This window comes from Flavobacterium sp. GT3R68 (assembly GCF_007109225.1).
Classification (GTDB): Bacteria; Bacteroidota; Bacteroidia; order Flavobacteriales; family Flavobacteriaceae; genus Flavobacterium.
The window spans coordinates 674,625-696,081 of sequence record NZ_VJZK01000001.1; the positions used below are offsets into that span (position 1 = coordinate 674,625).

At 35.2% G+C, this 21,457-nt stretch carries 16 protein-coding genes and 1 tRNA gene; 3 read left to right on the plus strand and 14 right to left on the minus strand.

Translation table 11 applies throughout. The features are described 5' to 3' along the window. Nucleotides 1-37: 37 nt before the first annotated feature. From bioB to FNW07_RS02880, 3 genes are all read right to left on the minus strand, one after another. Entirely contained in the window at nt 38-1,126 is a 1,089-nt protein-coding gene (gene bioB, locus FNW07_RS02870) for a biotin synthase BioB (protein ID WP_126744267.1), read from the minus strand. A 92-nt stretch (nt 1,127-1,218) separates the two neighbouring features. After that, a complete protein-coding gene (locus FNW07_RS02875) occupies nt 1,219-1,656 on the minus strand; it encodes a hypothetical protein (RefSeq protein WP_126744268.1) in 438 nt (145 codons plus the stop codon). A gap of 192 nt (nt 1,657-1,848) precedes the next feature. Continuing rightward, nucleotides 1,849-2,778 carry a bifunctional riboflavin kinase/FAD synthetase gene (locus FNW07_RS02880; protein ID WP_126744269.1) on the minus strand — a complete coding sequence of 310 codons (930 nt, stop codon included), beginning with the start codon at nt 2,776-2,778 and terminating at the stop codon, nt 1,849-1,851. 331 nt (nt 2,779-3,109) lie between these two features. On the opposite strand from FNW07_RS02880, the gene FNW07_RS02885 reads away from it, so the two are divergent. Then, nucleotides 3,110-6,391 carry a reprolysin-like metallopeptidase gene (locus FNW07_RS02885; protein ID WP_126744270.1) on the plus strand — a complete coding sequence of 1,094 codons (3,282 nt, stop codon included), beginning with the start codon at nt 3,110-3,112 and terminating at the stop codon, nt 6,389-6,391. Nucleotides 6,392-6,761: 370 nt separating this feature from the next. Continuing rightward, entirely contained in the window at nt 6,762-9,545 is a 2,784-nt protein-coding gene (locus tag FNW07_RS02890; protein ID WP_126744271.1) for a zinc-dependent metalloprotease, read from the plus strand. A 135-nt stretch (nt 9,546-9,680) separates the two neighbouring features. On the opposite strand, the gene pth is transcribed toward FNW07_RS02890, so the two are convergent. The 3 genes from pth to FNW07_RS02905 all read right to left on the minus strand — a co-directional run bounded on the left by pth (nt 9,681) and on the right by FNW07_RS02905 (nt 12,259). Further along, the gene (gene pth / locus FNW07_RS02895) at nt 9,681-10,307 is read right to left on the minus strand and encodes an aminoacyl-tRNA hydrolase (protein ID WP_126744272.1); all 627 of its coding nucleotides are present in this window, start codon (nt 10,305-10,307) and stop codon (nt 9,681-9,683) included. 271 nt (nt 10,308-10,578) lie between these two features. Next, nucleotides 10,579-11,187, minus strand: a complete 609-nt coding sequence (locus FNW07_RS02900; RefSeq protein WP_126744273.1) for a 50S ribosomal protein L25/general stress protein Ctc — start codon at nt 11,185-11,187, stop codon at nt 10,579-10,581. A gap of 130 nt (nt 11,188-11,317) precedes the next feature. After that, nucleotides 11,318-12,259, minus strand: a complete 942-nt coding sequence (locus FNW07_RS02905) for a ribose-phosphate pyrophosphokinase (RefSeq protein ID WP_126744274.1) — start codon at nt 12,257-12,259, stop codon at nt 11,318-11,320. 289 nt (nt 12,260-12,548) lie between these two features. Here FNW07_RS02905 and FNW07_RS02910 point away from each other — a divergent pair. After that, nucleotides 12,549-12,628: transfer RNA gene (locus tag FNW07_RS02910), tRNA-Leu, on the plus strand. Between the two features lie 104 nt (nt 12,629-12,732). Here the strand turns inward: FNW07_RS02910 and FNW07_RS02915 are convergent. From FNW07_RS02915 to FNW07_RS02950, 8 genes are all read right to left on the minus strand, one after another. Continuing rightward, nucleotides 12,733-13,755, minus strand: coding sequence for an RES family NAD+ phosphorylase (locus FNW07_RS02915; protein ID WP_126744647.1), 1,023 nt, complete (start codon nt 13,753-13,755; stop codon nt 12,733-12,735). 14 nt (nt 13,756-13,769) lie between these two features. Further along, nucleotides 13,770-14,693, minus strand: coding sequence for a sce7725 family protein (locus tag FNW07_RS02920; protein WP_126744648.1), 924 nt, complete (start codon nt 14,691-14,693; stop codon nt 13,770-13,772). Between the two features lie 4 nt (nt 14,694-14,697). Continuing rightward, nucleotides 14,698-15,576, minus strand: a complete 879-nt coding sequence (locus FNW07_RS02925; RefSeq protein ID WP_126744649.1) for a sce7726 family protein — start codon at nt 15,574-15,576, stop codon at nt 14,698-14,700. Between the two features lie 764 nt (nt 15,577-16,340). Next, complete coding sequence (locus FNW07_RS02930; RefSeq protein ID WP_126744650.1) at nt 16,341-17,279, minus strand: hypothetical protein; 939 nt, start codon at nt 17,277-17,279, stop codon at nt 16,341-16,343. 276 nt (nt 17,280-17,555) lie between these two features. Next, complete coding sequence (locus tag FNW07_RS02935; RefSeq protein ID WP_126744651.1) at nt 17,556-18,746, minus strand: hypothetical protein; 1,191 nt, start codon at nt 18,744-18,746, stop codon at nt 17,556-17,558. Between the two features lie 124 nt (nt 18,747-18,870). Further along, on the minus strand, nt 18,871-19,149 hold the full coding sequence (locus tag FNW07_RS02940; RefSeq protein WP_126744652.1) for a helix-turn-helix domain-containing protein: 279 nt from the start codon (nt 19,147-19,149) through the stop codon (nt 18,871-18,873). A gap of 96 nt (nt 19,150-19,245) precedes the next feature. Further along, on the minus strand, nt 19,246-19,959 hold the full coding sequence (locus FNW07_RS02945; protein ID WP_126744653.1) for a hypothetical protein: 714 nt from the start codon (nt 19,957-19,959) through the stop codon (nt 19,246-19,248). Nucleotides 19,960-19,992: 33 nt separating this feature from the next. Further along, complete coding sequence (locus tag FNW07_RS02950; RefSeq protein WP_126744654.1) at nt 19,993-21,312, minus strand: phage integrase SAM-like domain-containing protein; 1,320 nt, start codon at nt 21,310-21,312, stop codon at nt 19,993-19,995. Between the last annotated feature and the right edge of the window lie 145 nt (nt 21,313-21,457).

The following is a 21,457-nucleotide window of genomic DNA, read 5'->3' on the forward strand; positions in this document are numbered from 1 at the left end:
GAGAGATGGGGTTTTTTAATTGTATGAGGATTTTTAATTATGCTTTGCCTTTTCCTGAAGCTTCCAGATTTTTTTCAATAGTATGCCCCGGACGCGTCCATTTTGGTTTTTCGCCTAAAGCCTGAAATTGAGAATCAGCTGCTTCAACGGTGGTTGGCTGAGATACTTTTGTAAATGGTTTTTGAGGATTCAATCCCAGCATTTCAAACATTTTCATGTCTTCATTGACATCCGGGTTTGGCGTGGTCAACAATTTGTCTCCTGCAAAAATAGAATTGGCCCCTGCAAAGAAACACATTGCCTGACCTTCTCTGCTCATGTTCATTCTTCCTGCTGAAAGACGCACTTGAGTTTCTGGCATGATGATTCTTGTGGTGGCTACCATTCGTATCATTTCCCAGATTTCCACGGGTTTTTCTTCTTCCATCGGAGTTCCTTCCACAGCAACCAAGGCATTAATTGGCACGGATTCAGGTTGGGGATTTAATGTAGAAAGCGCTACCAGCATACCTGCACGGTCTTCAATACTTTCTCCCATACCGATAATTCCGCCGCTGCAAACGGTTACATTAGTTTTTCTAACATTTTCAATGGTTTGGATACGGTCTTCAAAACCACGGGTAGAAATAACTTCTTTATAATATTCCTCGGAGGTATCTAAGTTGTGGTTATAAGCATAGAGTCCTGCTTCTGCTAAACGGTGAGCCTGGTTTTCGGTAATCATACCTAACGTGCAACAAACTTCCATATCCAGTTTGTTAATGGTTCTTACCATTTCAAGGACCTGGTCAAATTCCGGACCGTCTTTTACATTTCGCCATGCGGCACCCATACAAACTCGGGATGAACCACTTGATTTTGCCCGTAAAGCTTGAGCTTTTACCTGGCTAACGGACATTAAATCATTGCCTTCAATTTCGGTATGGTAACGTGCCGCTTGGGGACAATACCCACAATCTTCAGGACAGCCGCCGGTTTTAATGGATAGTAGTGTAGAAACCTGTACCACGTTTGGATCGTGATGTTCTCTATGAACTGATGCCGCTTCAAAAAGAAGGTCCATCATAGGTTTGTTGTATATAGCGATAATCTCGTCTTTTGTCCAGTCGTGTTTTTTGATACTCATATCTACATATTTAGAAGTTCCAAAAGTAGTTAAATTGTTCTAAAAACACAAAGTTGACAGTGGATTATGTATATAGGAAGAGCCTTTTTATTTTAATCGGAAACAATATGTCGGCGCCAGTACTGCATTAATATAAAGGTTGCAATTACGGCTGAAGCTGAAGCTTCGAAAAGGACACCGAGACAATATTCATTCTCTGTAGGATTGTTCCCAAATAAAAACACATCGGAGAGGCTTTTTATATAGGCATCCCCCCCGCGTATCGCGATGTAGATACGAAGACCAATGACACTCAATATAACTCCGATAAATGCGGTTAACCCTCCCGATTTTATATTTTCAAGATAGTCATCTTTTCCTTCTTCAATATTGGATTTTAAAGTTTTGTTGACTCCATATAAAACTATAAAGATGTTTAGGATTCTTAGAAAAAATATATCTGATAAGCCAAGTGCTTCCATAAGTAGGAAATAGGCACCAACGCCTGCTGTGATTAACATTCCGTTCAACCATTCTCTGCTGAGTTTCATAACAAATAGTTTTTAAGGTATAGAATTACAAATTTTAAGGCGTTTCTGTTCGAAGACTTGAAAATCTTCAATACTGTTACATACATCAAATTTACTAAAATTATTAGCAATATTCATTCTTTTAACGTAAATAAAAAGAAATATTCAGATAAAAAGTGGTAAAACCAAGAATATAAAGAAGCGGGTGCTGGCTTATAAATCTGCTAGATAAGACAAGGATGCACTACGGTCTTTTTCAAGCTGTGCCTGTAGTAATCCTACTGAATCAAATTTTTGTTCAGAACGTAAGCGTTTTAAGATCGAGACAGTTATTTTTTGATTGTAAAGGTCATTGTTAAAATCAAAAAAATGAACCTCAATGGATAGATTTTTCCCGTCCACGGTTGGGTTAGTGCCGATATTCATCATGCCGAAAATCTCCCGGTTGTTTAAAATGCTTTTTACAACATAGACTCCGTTTTTAGGAATAAGTTTTGAGGCTTCCTCTATTTTTATATTTGCAGTAGGAAAACCTATGGTTTTCCCCAATTGTTTTCCTTTAATAATGGGACCGGAAAGGAAATAATAGTACCCCAAATACTTATTGGCCAATGTTATTTCGCCCTCAGTAATGGCATTTCTGATTTTGGTGGAACTGATGGAAACATCATTGATTTCCTTAGCAGAAATCTGTTCTACCTCAAAATCATATTGCTTGCCGTAAACAATCAGGTCATCAATGTTGGAGTTACGATTTTTGCCAAAGCGATGGTCGTAGCCGATAATGATTTTCTGGATATTTAGTTTTTCGACCAAAACCGTGCGAACAAATTCTTCTCCGGTCAATTCGGAAAACTGGGCGTCAAAGGGATGAATAATCAGATTGTCTATCCCTTTTTTTTCCAACAATGCACTCTTTTCCAGATTTGAATTTAGTAATTTGATATTGCTGTCCACATGTAATACAGCTCTGGGATGCTGCGAAAAAGTTAATACCACACTTTCCAGATTATTGTTTGAGGCGCTGTTTAGCAATCTGTCAATTATTTTTTGATGACCTAAATGAACTCCGTCAAACGTGCCAAGCGTTACTACGGTTTTCTTTGGACAGGCAAATTCTGAAATGGAATTGAATACTTTCAAAAGGAATAAATTTTATACAAATGTAAAGTTAAGTTTTGAATAAATAATGTAGTCAGATTCGGGATAATATCCGAAAGCTATTTTAGATCATGGGAGTGTTTGCTGTTTCCAGGCGCAGGGATATTCTTGCAAATTTTAACTGGTGTTAATTTTTATTAAAAGGTAGTAAGTTGTTATTCCCGAAGAGGTAAGTACGATTTAATTTTTATAAATTGCAAAAAAACACACATCACAATTTTTATTTGTTAATAATTTGTTATAAATATAAAATATTATACATTTGAACACAAATAACCAATTTTTACCTTAAAACGATTTAAATTTAATCCAAATGAAAAAAACATTACTATTAACATTAGTGTCTTTTTTGTTGTGCACCCAGTCCTATTCGCAAGTGGAAAGGCTTTGGACGCCCACAGCAAACAAAAATGTTATCGCCTCTAAAAATGTAGAGAGACCATCTTTTCCTGCTGAGTTTCAGTTGTACGAACTGAACATCGCATCAATGAAACAACTTTTAGTAAATGCACCTGACCGTGCCATTGCAAAAAAAGGAGTGATTATTTCCTTACCGAATATGCAAGGTATAATTGAGCAATTTGAAGTTTTTGAAGCTTCCAATTTTGCGGCAGATTTACAAGCACAATTTCCTGAAATTAGATCTTATGCTGGAAAAAGTCTACAAGACAGAACCGCTATTCTGCGTATGAGTGTTTCTCCACAAGGGATTCAGACTATGGTTTTCAGAACGGATACCAGAAATGAATTTATGGAACCTTATTCTGAAGACGGGAAAATCTATGCGGTTTATAATTCTTCCAGAAGCAAAGGAAAACTGCCTTTCACTTGTATGACTGAGGATAAAGCTATCGCCGAGTCATTAAATAATCAGGTTACAGGAAAACGTTCAAGCGCTTCTGAATTGCTTACATTCAGACTAGCCCTTTCCTGTACTGGAGAGTATGGAGCGTATTTTGGTGGTGCAGCGGGAGCTTTGGCTCAAATGAATGCTACCATGACTCGTGTGAACGGTGTTTTTGAAAAAGATTTTACCATTCGTATGACAATGGTCAATAATGCTGCCGTAATTTACACAGTAGCTGCTTCTGATCCATATTCGCCAGCGGCACAGATGGCTAACTGGAATGCTGAATTACAAACTACATTAACTGCTCAAATTGGGGAAGCCAATTATGATATTGGTCACCTTTTTGGCGCTTCCGGTGGTGGTGGAAATGCGGGTTGTATCGGTTGTGTTTGTACTGATGGTACCAAAGGTAGCGGAATCACATCACCTGGTAGCGGAGCTGCTATGGGAGATACTTTTGATATTGATTATGTTGCCCACGAAATGGGGCACCAATTCGGTGGAAACCATACTTTTTCGCACGCTGTTGAATCAGCAGGTGTGAATGTGGAGCCGGGATCTGGATCGACCATCATGGGGTATGCCGGTATTACTAATTATGATGTTCAGATGAATTCCGACGCATATTTCCATTACGCTACAATTTCACAAGTGGAAGATAATATGTTGAGCAAAACCTGTCCAACAAGAACCCCTATTGCAAATATAGCTCCGGTTGTGGATGCCGGATTGAATTACACGATTCCAAAAAGCACGCCTTTTGTCTTAACAGCTTCGGGAACAGATGTAAACGGCGATGCATTGACGTATTGCTGGGAACAAATTGACTCAGCGACAACTCAAACAAATGCAAACAGCGCAGCATCTGCGTCAAAAACTGCAGGTCCAAACTGGAGGTCTTATTCGCCTACAGCTTCACCAAGCAGATATTTCCCGGCTTTGGCAAGTGTAATTGCTAACTCAGCTTTTACAACCGCAGTTTCAACTGATACAACGCCAATTAAAACGGAATATTTAAGTTCAGTAGCAAGATCATTGAATTTTGCGGTAACAGCAAGAGATAATGTCGCAGGAGCTGGTTTAACAGATACGGATGGAATGTCGGTAACTGTTAATGCAACAGCAGGACCTTTTGCAGTGACTTCGCCAACTACAGCGGTTTCATGGGCGGTTGGAACCAACCAATCTGTAACCTGGAGTGTTGCAGGAACCACTGCAAATGGAGTGAATGCTGCATTTGTAGACATTTATCTTTCTAATGATGGCGGAAACACATATCCAACCTTATTGGCTAGCAGAGTGCCAAATGACGGTACTGAAACGGTAACTATTCCTAATGCCGTGGGAACGACAAAAAGAATAATGGTAAAAGGAAATAATCATATATTTTTCGATATCTCTAATGCAAACTTCTCTATTACAGCTCCGACAAGTGGATTTGCAGTTAGTTTCGATGGAACAACGACTGGACAAAATAAGCAAGCTTGTCAAGGAACGAATGTTGCTTTCTCAATTCCTTACACTACTTATGGAGGTTTCTCTGGAACAACATCCTTTAGTGCCGCTGGTTTGCCTGTAGGAGCTATTGCCACTTTCTCTCCTGCAACTATTTCGGCAAACGGAGTTGTTACAATGACTATAAGTAATACTAACGGTGCAGCCCCAGGGGTTTATTCTATAGTTGTAACGGCAACTTCGGGAACGACTAAAACAGTACCATTCTATTTAGATTTGCTTAGTTCTAACTTTGGTGTTCAGGCATTAACCGGACCAGCTGATTTGTCAACTGGAGTGAGTACTACAGCTGTGTTAACCTGGCCGGCAAATGCTGCTGCAACATCATATGATGTTCAGGTAGCTACGGACAGCGGATTTACAACTATTGTTAATACCGGAACTGCTACAACAAATAGCTATAATGCTTCAGGATTGGCAGAGGGAACTCTATACTATTGGAGAGTTTTACCTAAAAATACAGGTTGTGCGGGGACCTATAGCGCAGCCTATAGATTTACAACCGGAACTTCAGCATGTAATGTGTATTCTAATAACACAACAGTAGCTATTGCAGATGGAACAGGCGCGAATGTTGCGGGAGCAGTTGCTTCTAAAACAATCGTTGTGCCTGCAGGCGGAAACCTGAATGATGTGAATGTTTCTCTTTCATTTACCCATACTTATATTGAAGATTTAGTAATTTGGTTGGTTCACCCTGACGGAACGCAAGTTTCTTTATGGAATAGAAATTGTGATAATGAGTTTAGTACTGTGAATGTTACTTTTTCTGATGGAAACGCAAGTGTTCCTGATACCGGATGTACAATTTCAACTGGAACCTTCTCTCCGGATTCTCCTTTATCAGCATTAAATGGTAAGGCATCGGCGGGAACATGGACATTAAGAGCTACCGATAACTATAATGGTGATACTGGATCTCTCTTGAACTGGTCATTGGATATATGTGCCGCACAACCTTTGGGTGTTATTCAAAATTCGCTTTCTAATTTTGCAATCTATCCAAATCCAAACAAAGGAAACTTCACAGTTCAATTTAATTCTGACTCAGGTAATGATGTTGCAGTTTCTGTTCATGATATCAGTGGAAGAAAGATTTTTGACAAAAAATATTCTAATAATGGATTATTTTCTCAAAACCTACAATTGAATCATGTACAAACAGGAGTATATCTTGTAACAGTACAAGACGGAGACAATAAAATTGTAAAAAGAATTGTTGTAGAATAATTTATAGATAATGACAAAAAAGGGGAGACATAACAGTTTCCCCTTTTTTATTTCCTGTTATTGCAATTACAAATAGCCTGATTATACCATTTCCCGCACTATTAACGAGCGGGGCCATCGGCATCGACAGGTAAGTCATCTTAAAAGTTTAATAGTTAGGCGGCCAACGTTTATATCGCGTTTCAGATAACAGGACGAAATTACTCAATCGCAGGAAGAATTGTAGTACACCAATCCCTCTGTTATAGTAAAATACTCACATTTTAAGCAATTATGTTTTATTATTATGTTAAAATATTGGATTATATATATTATTTGATACATTTGCCCCAATTACCCTTCTACCTATAAATTATAAAATTAAAAAAGCATGAAAAAAACATTACTATTTTTGTCATTGTCAATTTTCACTTTGGGCCAAGTAACCGCCCAGACCAATAAATACTGGACAATGCACAGACAAGGCAGCGATAAAATGCCGACTGCTAAAGGAGTGGCAAGATTGTCATTTCCTGTTAAGTTTGATTTGTATGATGTAAATATTGACCCGTTAAGACAGGCTTTGTTTTCTACAGTAAATTCAACTTCTAAAAATAGCGTGGTAATCTCTTTACCGAACGTTAAAGGAGACTTAGAGCAATTCGAAATGTACGAAGCGTCTAATTTTGAACCGGCTTTACAAGCACAATTTCCAGAAATACGTGCGTATTCAGGAAGAGGAATCACAGATAAATATGCCACCGTAAAGTTAAGTATTTCTCCACAAGGGATTCAAACTATGGTTTTCAGAACCGACAAAGAAAATGAGTTTATGGAACCATATTCACAAGATGGTAAAGTTTATGCAGTATTCAATTCTTCCAGACAAAAAGGAAAATTGGCTTGGTCATGTTCTACAGATGATAAAAATTTGATTGCCAGTGTGGATAAACAACTGCCAAGCAGCGCTAAATCAAGTGCAGGACAATTAAAAACCATGCGTTTGGCACAGTCTTGTAACGGTGAATATGCCGCTTATTTTGGTGCAACAACAGCAGGTACTGCTGGAGATAAAGCTTTGGTTATGTCAGCATTCAATGCTACATTAACCCGTTGTAATGGTGTTTATGAAAAAGATCTGGCTTTACACCTTAATCTTGTTGCCAGTACTACAAACGTAATTTTTTGTAACCCTGCAACAGATCCATATTCTGCCACTTTAGGAAACTGGAATGCAGAATTGCAAAACACATTGAGTTCAAGCCTTACCGGTGCCGCTACTTCATTGGCAGCTAATAATGCTGCTTATGATATCGGACATATGTTCGGTGCTACTGGTGGTGGTGGAAATGCAGGTTGTATCGGTTGTGTTTGTACAGATGATACAGCAAGTACAACTGATCAAAACAAAGGATCGGGCATTACTTCACCAGCCGATGGAATACCTATGGGAGACAATTTTGATATTGATTATGTAGTGCATGAGGTTGGTCACCAATTAGGTGGAAACCATACTTTTTCTAACAGTAATGAAGGTTCAGGTGTAAGTAAAGAAGTTGGTTCAGGTGTAACTATCATGGGGTACGCAGGAATTACTTCGCAAGATGTTGCGCCGCACTCAATCGATATTTATCATCAAGCGACTATTGCCCAGATACAGACTAATTTAGGAACTAAATCTTGTCCAGTGACTACGAATATAGCTGCTAACAATGCTACTCCGGTAGCGAACGCGGGTGCAGATATCACCATTCCAAAAAGCACACCATTCATGCTTACCGGTTCTGCGACAGACGCAAACTCTGGTGATGCATTAACGTACTGTTGGGAACAAAATAATGATGGTGGTGCTTCAACTGGTGCCAATAGTGTTGCCAGTGTAACAAAAACTGTAGGTCCAAACTTCACCTCATGGTCACCGACGGCTTCACCTACCAGATATTTCCCTCAAATGGCAACTATTTTAGCGAATTCGCAAACAACTGCCGGCACAGGAAATGATGGGATAAATGTGGAGGCGCTAAGTTCAGTTGCCAGAACGTTAGCTTTCAGATTAACTGTTAGAGACAATGCTCCTTACAGTGCAACTGCACCTATAAAAGTTGGACAAACTGCTTTTGATGATATGGCTGTTACAGTTGATGCTACTAAAGGACCATTTGATGTGACTTCACAAAATGTGGATGGTATTTCATGGGTTCAGGGAACTACACAAACAATTACATGGACGGTAAACGGCACTAATACAATGACAGGTGCTGCGAATGTAGATATCTTGCTTTCTTCTGACAACGGAGCAACCTATTCCACAGTTTTAGTTGCGAATACACCAAATGATGGTACCGAAGCTTTTACTGTACCTAATGTCGCGTTCCCATTTTGTAGAATAATGGTAAAACCAACTGGAAATGTGTTTTTTGATGTAAATGCAAAAACGTTTGCTATTGGATACACTGTTACCAGTACTACCATTTGTACAGATTATACAAGAACTTTCAGCCCACCTCAGGCTATGACTACAGGTTGGACAGGATACGGAATCCCCGTTACAGATAATTATATTATAACAGATGCTAACTTTCAAGTAGTGGCTACTGCTGCAAGAACGAATCAAGTATCTATCGGTTTAGGTAAACCTGGAACTGGTAATGTAGATATGATAATGGTTGACGCAAATTGCACCAATGCAAAAGTTAATTTGAACGCAGTTTTTGATGATGAAGGTGCTGTTTTCAATTGTAATGCTACTGCTACGGGTGCTGCTTATATTCCAGTCAATGCTTTATCAAGTGCTGATGGGATGTCATCTTTAGGGACTTGGTCATTGGCTGCAAAAAGTACTCTTACCACAAACACGCTAACAAGTGCTACATTAACATTATGCCGTGTGGATACAACAACAACGTTATTAAACCAGGATTTCGGTTTAGCAGAATTCTCTCTATATCCTAATCCAAACAAGGGTAATTTCACAATTCAGTTCAATTCTGCAACTAACAATGATGTGAATATCTCGGTTCATGATATCAGCGGAAGAAGAATCTTTGATAAGAAATATAACAATACAGGAATGTTTACTCAGAACCTTCAATTGAATAATGTACAGACAGGCGTTTACGTCGTTACTGTTCAAGATGGGGATAGCAAAGTTGTAAAAAGAATTGTTGTAGAATAATTCGAATTCCATTCATAATAAAATGCCCACCTGATTCAGGTGGGCATTTTTTTTATTAAAAAGTTGTATTGTTTGTAAAAAATTAAAAGTTTCTTCATTGGACAGTATAAAAATAAAGGTAATCAAAAAGAAGTCTTATTTCCCGTTAAAGAGATTCATCGTATTTTCCAGTCCGGCAGTACCGAAGGATTTGATGATTTCAGTTGCCATTTCCAATCGCTCCGGAAGTTTAACTTGTTCTGCGTCGTCCCAGTTGCCGAGCACGTAATCGACCTGTTTTCCTTTCTTGAATTCATCGCTGATGCCAAAACGGAAACGCGGGTATTCGGAAGTATTGAGTGTTTGCTGGATGCTTTTTAATCCGTTGTGGCCGCCGTCGCTTCCTTTTGGTTTGATGCGGATTGCGCCGAAAGACAGGTTCAAATCGTCTGTAATTACGAGAATATTTTCCGTTGGAATGTTCTCTTTATCTATCCAGAACTTTACCGCTTTGCCGCTGAGGTTCATATAGGTATTGGGTTTCAAAAGCAGAAATGTCCGGCCTTTGAATTTGTATTCGGCCAGTGCGCCCAATTTGACGGTTTCAAATGAAAGGGATTCTTTGCGGGCCATATAATCGAGCACTTTGAATCCAATGTTGTGGCGGGTATTGACATATTCGGCGCCAATGTTGCCTAATCCTATAATTAAAAATTTCTTCATGACATCGGTGTTGTCTGCTGTTTTGGTGGACGAAAAGAGTTGGGTCAGCCATTTTATCATGACGCAAAAATAACATAATTAGATTAGTGGATTGTCAGATTTGCAGAAAATGATTTGGTTGGATTCTTATATTGTTGTTCCGGGGAAAGATAGTTGTGATTAATAGCCCTATGGGAGCGGCATCCCGCGCGCTTTTGCGCGGATATAGCGGACAGCAGGAGGGGTGCTGATGCTATGGTAAGTGGTGTGCTTCAAAAAAAAGCAGGAGTGACTTAAAATAAAAAAGCACCAGTTTTGCAACTGATGCTTTTGAAATATGATTGAAAAAAAATTATTTTTTCTTTTTTCCTGCAGGTGCTTTTGCTGCTTTTGCTGCCTCTTGAGCTGCTTTCATAGCCGCACGAGAGATCTTCACTTGAGCAATTACAGTGTTGTCCGGGTGCATCAATTTGAAATTGTCTGTTGCTACTTTAGTTACATACAATTTGTTACCCATCTGAAGTTCTGAAATGTTAGCTTCTACGAAATCAGGAAGATTTTTTGGCAAAGCTCTCACTTTTAATCTTCTTTGATTTAAACGTAAATCACCACCTAACAATACTCCTGGAGATGTTCCGGTAATTTTCACAGGAACTTCCATAGTGATTTCTTTCTTCTCATCTAGTTCGAAGAAGTCAATGTGTAAAATTTTGTCTGATACCGGGTGAACCTGTACGTCTTGCAAAACTGCATTATAGGTTTTCTTTCCAAGGTCAATTGCAACTGTGTGCGCATTTGGAGTGTAAACCAATGTTTTGAAAGCTTTTTCTTCTGCAGAAAAATGCACTGGTTGATCTCCTCCGTATAATACGCAAGGAACCGCTCCAGCATTACGTAAGGCTTTAGTTGCTACTTTGCCCACGCTTTCTCTTTCTGATCCTTTAATTGTAATCGATTTCATTGTAAAAAAATATAATTAATAAATAATAATTTATGCTTTGATGCATTAAGTTTTTAAAAACTTGTGCAAATGTAATAAAATTTAAGCGATTATCCTAGTAAGGGTAAAGCCTTCAGGATATTGCCAAATATTACATCAAAAATTTCCCACTGATGGAATTGTTGTGGTGTACCATGTGCATCACTTCTGCAAAAAGAGGTGCACAACTCACTACTCTGATTTTTTTGGATTCTTTCTTTAACGGAATAGAATCGGTAACAATTAATTCACTCAATTGGGAATTTTCTATTTTTTCGTAGGCGTCACCCGATAAAATGGCGTGCGTACAAATAGCTCTCACGCTTAAGGCTCCTTTTGCAATCATCAGATCTGCGGCTTTCGCCAAAGTGCCTCCGGTATCGATCATGTCATCCACCAAAATCACGTTTCTGCCTTTTACTTCACCGATCAGCTCCATCGTATCGATGACATTGGCTACTTTTCTTTGTTTGTAGCAAATTACCACATCGGATTCTAAAAATTTAGAATAGGCATAGGCTCTTTTGGAACCTCCCATATCTGGCGATGCAATAGTCAGATGGTCTAACTTCAGGCTTTTTACATATGGCAAAAATATTGTCGAAGCAAAAAGATGGTCTACTGGTTTTTCAAAGAATCCCTGAATCTGATCGGCATGCAAATCCATGGTCATGATACGGGTCGCTCCGGCGGTTTCCAGCAGTTTTGCTGTTAGTTTTGCTCCAATCGGAACTCTTGGTTTGTCTTTTCTGTCCTGTCTTGCCCAACCAAAGTAAGGAATGACAGCTGTTATGTGTCTCGCCGAAGCTCTTTTTGCCGCATCAATCATCAGTAACAATTCCATCAGGTTATCTGCATTTGGAAAAGTGGAACAAACAATAAAAACGCGCAAGCCTCGTATAGACTCTTCGTAAGAAGGCTGGAATTCACCATCGCTATATTTCGAAAAGGTAACCTTGCCCAGCGGAACTCCATAGTCTTTAGCTATTTTTTCTGCTAAATAGACACTTTGTGAACACGCAAATATTTTCGCTTCTGGTTCTAAATGTGGCATTCAATGTGTTGTTTTATTCCGCTGCGGTCCATACAATTCCGCTTTGACAATTGCCTAAACAGGGTATATATAAACGCCTCGGGTGTAGTTAGTTAGTGTGTGTCGCGTAAGCGAGGTGCAAATTTATGAATTAAATCGCAGTTCCAAAGGAAAATTTTGAGTAAATTTTTTAGAATTTGCAAATAATTTATTTACATTTGCAGCGTGTTAAAGGAATTGATGGTTGATTTTACAATCACATCTTTTATTGCGTTAGATAATGGCTGTCGCTGTTATTTATGTCTGCTAAGCCCGGATGGCGGAATTGGTAGACGCGCTGGTCTCAAACACCTGTGGGAAACCGTGCCGGTTCGACTCCGGCTCCGGGTACTTAAAAAGTCTGTAACTGCTTGTTTATCAAGTATTACAGGCTTTTTTTTATTGCAGTTGCCCAACCATTGCCCAACGAGTAGATAAAACTTAATGTTTTTAATTTAAGATATTAATTTATGAGAAACATCAACATTCGTTACTCGATAAGTATTTACTTCGATACATTCTGTTTTTTTTTCTGTAAAAAGAACAACATTTACACCTCCAAGATGTAATGAACTATTAAACATGATTCCATCGGCATTAGAAATATTTCTAATATATTCACAAATAAATTGAGTAGGAATATATTCTAATTCTGAATCATATCTTCTCAATGGTTTGGATAAATCAATACTTATGTTTTTCTTTAAAATCACACTTTTTATATACTCTTTGATACTGTCACTGTTTAAAAAAAGGCTTGTCGTTTCTGTGAAATCAACTAAAGAAATTTCTTCTCCTTTTCGCACCTTGAATTTACCCACACTAACTTCGTCTAGATAGGTTGCTCTAGTTTCGTAAAATGTGGTGCTTTCTGACATGCTCAAGTATAAATATGGAATTCCTTGTGGATTTGCTCTACCACCTAAGGATTTTGTCTTGTCCGGACATCCCATTTCTAAAGTATTGAATGCGCTTTGAGCATCATTTGGATGGATTCTAGCTCTAAAAAGTACTGAATCCTCATGCAAAGATGAGTTTCTTTGAAAAAATGTATCCCATCTAAAATCTTCAAATGATTTTAGATCAGTTAAAAATCTACTTTCCCATTTAAGGTCTTCTTTTAATTTTGACCAAAAGGATATGCAGTTAAATATTTCTTCTTCATATCTAACTTTCTTTAAAGGGGTGTTGATTGTGGAATCTAGTTTTGTTAAAACTTCGGATAGAATGCCAAGACCTTTGTCTTTGTTTGTAAAAAAGTTCCAGTCTTGATGAATTAAATCGAGTAAAGGAATGCCATTTTCATCTTCTTCGAAGGATGATAGGAAGTCAGAAAAAAAGTCTAAAAGTTCTTCAATCGCAATTAGTTCTGATTTGGGAGGGTTATTACAAAAATTGCAATGTCCATATATAGATAGATTAGTTTCTATAAATAATTTAAGGTCGTCATCGTTAAAGCAGTTACTACAAACATTCATAAATTGATGAAATATTAAATTATCCCATTTATTAACTCAAGATGGTTTTTTATAGAAATCTTTTTTACCATTCCAAGTCCTGGATATTTAGATTCATTATGATAATTTCTCAATTCGTTTGTAGCCTCATTATGAATATCATTCGAATTAATAAAAGTAACAGCTTTTTCTAAAGCTTCTGCAAACTTACCTTGGATATTTGCTCTGTCAAAATTACTTTTCGATGTAAAATGTCTAATCCAAACCTCATCATTCTCTTTCTGATATGTTAAGTGTATTGCTACTGCAAAAGGCGCACTCCCACCTTCAAGAAAATCACTAACTAGAACCGTGTAATCAGAAAACCCATGATATCCTTCATCCTTATAAAATAAATGTTCTTCAGAAAATTTTTCTTCAGACATTTCTAAATAGTCACTATTCCTTTTTTGTCCATTAAATTTATCATCTAATCTTATAAGAAACTTGTCTTGTCCTGAAAGAGATCTTTTTAAAGTCCTGTTTTCTTGAGAAACAACTATGTATTTTACTTTTTGAGAAACAACTAACTGGCTAAAACTTTCATTACTTGTATCAGTTAAACCATTACATATTATCATCACATCGGAATAACCTGTTTCAACAATCAATTTTCCTATCTCATCATAATTATTCGACACAATAAACGCAGGAATCCAACTATCTTCTCCTATTAAACAATCACCTAAACCATCGATTATCTGATTATAATTATCAATTTCTCCAACTTGAGGATTCAATACTAAAGCAAACTTAATACTTGCATTTCTTAAAATTGGCAAAGCAATCTTCATGCTATTGAAAGTTTTTTTCACGGGCTCAATTATTGGAATTACATTATTATGTTCTCCTCGACAACCAGCAAACTCTCTTAATGCAATTAACTCAAATTGCCTTCCTCTTAAATATGGATAATACATAGCTCTAAATTTGTATAGTTTTATTTAATTTTTCAAATAAAATCTGATAATTTCTATCATCAATATTCAACGCTAACCCTATTTGTCGTAATTCTTTAGCGAAAGATTTTATATTTATAGTATTAGATTTGCGTTTCTTTAATTGTTCAATAAATAATATATTTAAGTCTTCTGTAGGAATTTGTTTTATTAAATCACTACAAATATCAAACATGTTAAAACTATTCATTTTAGGCAATCCGCCATAATACTGATTGACAATCGCTTTATATTCATTTGTTCTTATTGAACGAATGATACTTTCTGGATTTATTTCTAAATTTATTTTTGCAGGTCTAATCTCGGTCATTTTTAAAGACTTTGAGTTGCTGCTTAAAGCAATTAAACCTACCGAATCATCCTCTTTTAAATATTTATCAATTAATGCGTCATGTGTAACAATATAAGATTCTTTAAAAATTTTACTATAATCCGATAATTGTCCAATAAGTCTTTTGTTTGAATCTAATTCTGTTTTAATTTCAAAAGCCTTGCTTGTTCCGTTAAATAAAACAATATCGGCTATAGAGTCTCCTACTCTAAATTCATTTATTGCAACTGTATCTTTTACTCCATAAGAGTTTATAAGTAATTCATTTATAAAAGTATTTTTATAAACATACTCATTTCGATATTGTTTACTCATTTCTTTATACACAAAACGAATATAATCATGATAAGTAATAATATCATTTCCAATCTTTAGTTGGTCGTATTTGATGATTTTAGAATTAATAAATGAATAATCATCATTCCTCAATAATTTTGAAAAATATGTACTTGAAAAAATTGAAGAATAGCTCCTCATTCTATTCAATTCTATATTTTGAATTTGATTTTTCATTTTATCTCTACTGACAGATTGTTTTTTGCAAAGGTAATTTAATCCTTTGCTTTAAAGCCAATTTATATTATTAGAAGTATATGCAGGAAAAACAACCAAATTTTACCGAAATATAATATGTGAATATATAAAAAACAACATTAAAAACTCCTTTTAATTGTTCTTTATTTATTGTAATGCTTATTTCCTATAGACTAATTCCTATTTTAAATACCTTTGCGTTATAAATGTATTTCATTTAACTTTAACTATTATAAGTCAAGTTCTATTCTTGCAACACTTCTATATTTGAATTCGCAAATTTTACCGCTAAACTCAATTATAACAATCCTAACACTTGTTTTAAAATAGTAAATCCTACTAATAAACTGCAACAGAACATTGTAATTTATTAATAGGATTTGTTGCATTGTTAAAAAAAGGTGTCGGTGTTTTTAAAATGCAATGCAACCTTATTGCGGTAATAATAATGAAACAGTTTACAGTACCTTTTATCTTAGACTTACACAGTTTATCGAATAGTGCCATTGTTAAATACACATCCATATTATAAACACTATGATTATTGATACAACTACTATCTTGATGTGTGTTTGCTGGTCTTTTGCTTTGTCATTATTGCACCAATGGCACACATTACCACTAAATGGCGTTTCTTTTCCGCAGTTACTACATCTCATTTTTCTGTAATTTATTTATTGAATTAATATATGAATGTTCTTTAGCTTATGCAGTTTATAGAATAATATCAGGCAATTTAGTTGCTAATCTTGAATAGTTATTAAAATACCATTTTCAAAATATAAATACTTTTTTAAACTATAAACATATTGTTCATGATTACCGTATGGAGTTGTAGTGCGGTTTATATCCCGTGGTTTGCCCCATGAAGCAATGCACATTGATTTTGTCCATCCAATTTTAACCTTATGATTTAAAATAGCCTCTCCATTTTCTAAACCATATTTATTAATTATATCCTCTCTTCTTTGATTTTTCTTTTTTTCGTTCTCTAATTTGCTCTTTGTTTGCTTTTCAATTTCGTGCTTTTTTTGTGCAATTTTTATTTTAACGTCTTGTTTTCGCCGTTCTTTTTCTTTAGCCTCATTTATTTTTTTTTGCTTTATATATTCTATTGAATCTTTTATTTCTCCTTGTCTTCTTTCAATAACAAATATGCTGTCATTCTTTTTTTTAGCCAAGAGCATGTCGGAAATTCTTTGCCTTTTTAGTTCTTCTTCCCTTTTCGTTTGCTCGTTATGTTCTTTAATTCTTTCTTTTGTTTTTTCTTCTTGTATTTTATAATAAAAACTCTCTTTTTTATAATTTTCTAAATCAAAATATACGCTATAAGCCTTCGCAGTTTGAGTTAAGTTGTTAAAACGTACTTCTATGTCATTCGGATTATCAGGAATTTCTCCTTTACTTCGGGCTTCTAAATACCCCTCAATACTTCTAACGGCGTCTAAAAGTGGCCAATAATATCCACGTGAATCTGAACGTGATTCAAATTCCATTAGTTTATGATATTCTGTGCCATTTAACCGTTGTACTTTTATCGTATCCGACTTAGTTATAATATAGCTAGATATGTGTTGTATTATTGGAGTTTTCTTTTGTCCGTATGTCAATATGTTCAATGAAAAAAAGAAAAAAAGTAGAATTGTTTTTTTTGTAGTACTTGTTTTTTTAGGTATTTCCATTTTTTAATTATTATTTCCAAATGTCCCAAAGTAGAAGTTGGTAAAAATAATCAGCGTGGGACATTTCCTATCTGCTAGCAACGTCCGACCAAGAACGCAAACACAAAATAAGAAAGCCCACGCCTTTGCGTGTGCAATTCTTATTCATTTGTGTTATTTTTTAACTTGGCCGGTTTTGCTAACAAGAATAAGTACGCCGATATGTAAATATTTTTTTATTTCATACCACGAATATAAAGCAATTATCTAATTAAACTGTATAAATATTAGTGTAGCTTATTGATTGTATTTTGTATTGTAATTTTGAACTGTCAAACGATTGTATTCTGCAATGGTTTTCTTTTGCTCCTGATAGCTCGAAAACGGTTTTGCGAACTCATCCTTTTTAGGCTCTTTTTCAATCTCTTTTTTGAAAGTATTTTGTATAATGTTTAACTCTTTATCCAAGAGGTTAAGCGTGCTACAGAATGGGTTTTCAAAAACACGGTTAATCGTGCTACACTTTTTATTAATTTCTTCTCTAGTTTTATTATCAAAAAGTTGGTTAACCGTGCTACACTTTTTTTCAATCTCAATCAGGATTTTTTGAAACCTTTTTTTTGAAAATTTAGTCGTGATGCTGTCTAATCTTTTCAAATGTCGATCCCTATCATTTGGTTCTAAATCATTAATCCAATACCTAGGGTTGGAATAATCCCTCAACGCATTTAACTTGTGTTCTGTAAGCTTCTTTTTGTCGATGGAGTAATCATAATGTCTAATTTCGTTGAACCTCTTTATAAGCAACTTTGAAACTTTATCCAAGGTGTTTTCGTTTATGTCCTCAAACGTCTTAATATCAATGACAATGTTTTTGTCTTTTAGCCCATCCATTTTTAGGGTTTTCAACTCTATACGGATTACATTTTCTGCCATATCGTATTGATATAATTTACTGTAAATCTTGAGTAAATAATTACAGTATATTACTTTTGAACTATTACCGTGATGACTAAACTCAAACATTATGTTTTTGCGATATAGCAACCCTTTTATAAACAATATAGGGTTGTAATCTAATATTATATTTACTCCAAATTCGATGTTCTGAAAAATCATTTGAGATGCTTTACAGTCAAATAAATCTTCTAAATGAGTTCTAACCTCAACAATGTTGTTTAGTGTAAATTGATTGCCATTAAATCCCTTATACAATTTCTTTTCGTCGTAATTGGGTGCTTTTATTCCGTTGAGTTCATTCCACATTTTATGAATACTGCCTACAAAAAACACGTGAGTTCTTTCGGGTTTGCCTTCTTCTTTAATTCTCTGAATAGTGATTTCGCAAAAGTGATATTTCGCAATAAAAACACTTTCGTTAATTTCGCCAGTAGTTTTTGAAATTGTGCTTTTAAAGTCCAGGACTTTTAATTTTAGCAACTTTTGAGTATCAATATTTAAGAGGTATATTTTTGTGTAATCTACCATTAATATTATCTTTGAAAACGGTTTTACAATTGCCTTGTGAAACTAACTTTTGAACAAAGTATAAGGGAGCGTGAACAACTCCCTTTTTTGTTGCCCTAATGTTTCGATAAATTAAATGATTGGCTTAGCCGTTTAATGGTGTTAAACTTGCTTCTACTTCGGAACGTAGGAAGTAAACACGCCCCGATATTCCTAGAGGTCGTAATTTGCCGTTTTTTTGCCAGTTTGCTACTGTTGAAATATCCACATCAAACATTTCACTTACCTGTTTTCTTGTCAGATAGTCATTTGGTTGTTTCGGCGCGAAATTTTTAAGAAATTCGTCTAGTTGGATTTTAATTTCCCCGCTAATTTGGGTTTGAAGTTCCTGCGGGCTAGTACTGATAAATTGAATTTGTGCCATCTTGCAAAGTATTTGTTTGTTAATGCTTTGGCAAAATTGATTCTATTTCCAGTTTTATATATCACTGCACTTGTGCAGAATTTGTGCAATATTTGATTACGATTGTTTGTCTACTATTGACAAGTATTTACTTTTAAAACTTTCGCAAATATCTATTTTGTTTTCTTCGCAATAATTAACAATCTCTTTCATCTGTTTAATGTTTTTATAAATATTGTGATGTGATTCACTTTCTTTCATACTATCGTTTATATATTGCCTAGAAAGTTTTAAATGTTTTGATAATTGTGTAGGGTTTTCAAATTCTTTTGTTAAATGATAATAACGAAAACCTTTTTTCGGGTCTAATTTAGAATATACTTCTCCCTTTGCAAATAATAGTCCTATTTCAAAAGACTGTTTTACTGTTGGTTTTGATACTTCAATCTTTGGTAAGCCGTTAAGTTTTATTTTATAGAAAATCAATTCTAAATCAATATAGTTATCTCGATGATAATAAACTTTGTGATAGGAATTTCTGTTTTCAAAAAATTCTTTTATGTTTTCTGCTTCATCGCCATTATTAATAAATATTTCTTCTTGTTCATTTCTAAATTCTTGATAGAATTCATTATCCGGCAAATTAAATTTTCTTTGTCTTTCTTTAATCTGAAAATTGATACTTTCAATTTTACTTGCAATGAAATCATTTTCTGTTTTTCCATCATTATCAATTAAAAATGTCAGTCTGTCGCTGATGTACTCATTTTCTAATAATAGTTTTGTTTCAAAGTCCAGCATAATTTTTTGGTAAGGTTCATCTATTTGCATTGCTTTCTTATTAGGTTCCTTAAATGGTCATATTTAGTTGTCAGTTCCGTTTTTAATCAACTTCATTTCCGGTTTTTTGTCTTTGTTTATGGTTTCGTAAAACTTCATAAATAAATCGGCGTTGCTGTCTTTGTCTTCACTTTTATTGATATAGGTTAAAAATAAACTTTCTTTAGAATGTCCAGTTATTCCAATTAGCACTGCTGTTGGTACAATTTTATAGTAATTAGTAGCAAAAGAACGCCTAAAACTATGCGAGGTTATCAATTTATGTTTTTCATAAAATTTCAGCTCTTTACGCCCTGTTTTTGCATCAAATATTTTGCCCTCGGTAAGGGTTTCAATTTTTGCAATTTTGCAAACTTCTTTAATGTAAAGATTCAATTTTTGAGTGCTTATTTTATAAGGGAAACTGTTTTCTATTATGTCAATAACGTGAGGTGCTTTAATACCAATTGTAACCTCTTTTTTTGTTTTTTGCTGTATTATATCTAAATACATATTTCCTTTACTATATCGAATATTCTCTTTAGTAATATCCATTAAGTCGCCTCCACGTTGCCCAATTTCGCACCCAAATAGCACCCATTTGCGGGCGTTGTTGTACGCCTCGCCTTTTATGTCGGCGGTTCTAATGATTTCCAATTCCTCAAAGGACAAAGTTTGTATAAATCGGTCTTCGTCTCTTTCTGAAAAAATAGTAATTTGCTTTGCAAATGGGTTAACTTGAATGCCTTTTTTTTCTGCTTCAATACTAATTGTTTTAATATTTGCAATATGTTTTGAAGCTGTATTTACAGCATATTTTTTTGTTTTGATTAGCCAGTTTGTAAACTTATCAATCAGGGTTTCGTTAATATCAATAAAGTGGATTTGCTTTTTTGTTTTGGTTTGATATTCTGAAATTATACTTTTAGTTGAGATAAAACTGTTTTCTCTGCTTTTTGACAACCCCAGCTTATGACCGCCTTTTATTTTTACTTTTCGTGTACTCGCATTGTCGATAATGTCCTGAATGTAATTTACTATCAATCCTGTATCTGTTTTCTCAATACGTTCAAAACAATCATTTATTTTAGTTTCGAGCCATAAAGCATCTATTAAAACACTTTTGCCTAAATCGGTGTTGAGGTTGGTTAAAACAAAGGTTTCTAACTTTTTAAGGTTATTAGATAATCGTTTGTTTTCTGCAAGAGTTTGCTTTGGCAGTCCATTTGGCTCACTCCAGTTGTTTGGGTTGATTGTAAAGCCTGTATTTAGCTCAAATACGTTATCTCGATTGATTGATAAACGAATTTTTATGGAAACGTTTTTATTTGCCTTGCTTCTTAATCGGTATTGAATTGTTGCCATTTTATAACTTTTGAACGGTTGAACTTTTGAACACTTCAAAAGTAATGAAATTTGTACTAGATTTCACAAAGTTGCCCAACCGTTGCCCAACCGTTTTGAGATTTCATTCTATTTTATTAAATTTCATTAGGCAATATGTTTGTTT

Bases quoted from the DNA above. Each gene is read 5' to 3' on its own strand.
- FNW07_RS02945 (WP_126744653.1), bottom strand. From the start codon at position 19,959: ATGCAAATAGATGAACCTTACCAAAAAATTATGCTGGACTTTGAAACA.
- FNW07_RS02930 (WP_126744650.1), bottom strand. From the start codon at position 17,279: ATGGAAATACCTAAAAAAACAAGTACTACAAAAAAAACAATTCTACTT.
- FNW07_RS02905 (WP_126744274.1), bottom strand. From the start codon at position 12,259: ATGCCACATTTAGAACCAGAAGCGAAAATATTTGCGTGTTCACAAAGT.
- FNW07_RS02950 (WP_126744654.1), bottom strand. From the start codon at position 21,312: ATGGCAACAATTCAATACCGATTAAGAAGCAAGGCAAATAAAAACGTT.
- FNW07_RS02900 (WP_126744273.1), bottom strand. From the start codon at position 11,187: ATGAAATCGATTACAATTAAAGGATCAGAAAGAGAAAGCGTGGGCAAA.
- FNW07_RS02925 (WP_126744649.1), bottom strand. From the start codon at position 15,576: ATGAAAAATCAAATTCAAAATATAGAATTGAATAGAATGAGGAGCTAT.
- FNW07_RS02915 (WP_126744647.1), bottom strand. From the start codon at position 13,755: ATGAATGTTTGTAGTAACTGCTTTAACGATGACGACCTTAAATTATTT.
- FNW07_RS02935 (WP_126744651.1), bottom strand. From the start codon at position 18,746: ATGGTAGATTACACAAAAATATACCTCTTAAATATTGATACTCAAAAG.
- FNW07_RS02875 (WP_126744268.1), bottom strand. From the start codon at position 1,656: ATGAAACTCAGCAGAGAATGGTTGAACGGAATGTTAATCACAGCAGGC.
- FNW07_RS02920 (WP_126744648.1), bottom strand. From the start codon at position 14,693: ATGTATTATCCATATTTAAGAGGAAGGCAATTTGAGTTAATTGCATTA.
- pth (WP_126744272.1), bottom strand. From the start codon at position 10,307: ATGATAAAATGGCTGACCCAACTCTTTTCGTCCACCAAAACAGCAGAC.
- FNW07_RS02890 (WP_126744271.1), top strand. From the start codon at position 6,762: ATGAAAAAAACATTACTATTTTTGTCATTGTCAATTTTCACTTTGGGC.
- FNW07_RS02940 (WP_126744652.1), bottom strand. From the start codon at position 19,149: ATGGCACAAATTCAATTTATCAGTACTAGCCCGCAGGAACTTCAAACC.
- bioB (WP_126744267.1), bottom strand. From the start codon at position 1,126: ATGAGTATCAAAAAACACGACTGGACAAAAGACGAGATTATCGCTATA.
- FNW07_RS02885 (WP_126744270.1), top strand. From the start codon at position 3,110: ATGAAAAAAACATTACTATTAACATTAGTGTCTTTTTTGTTGTGCACC.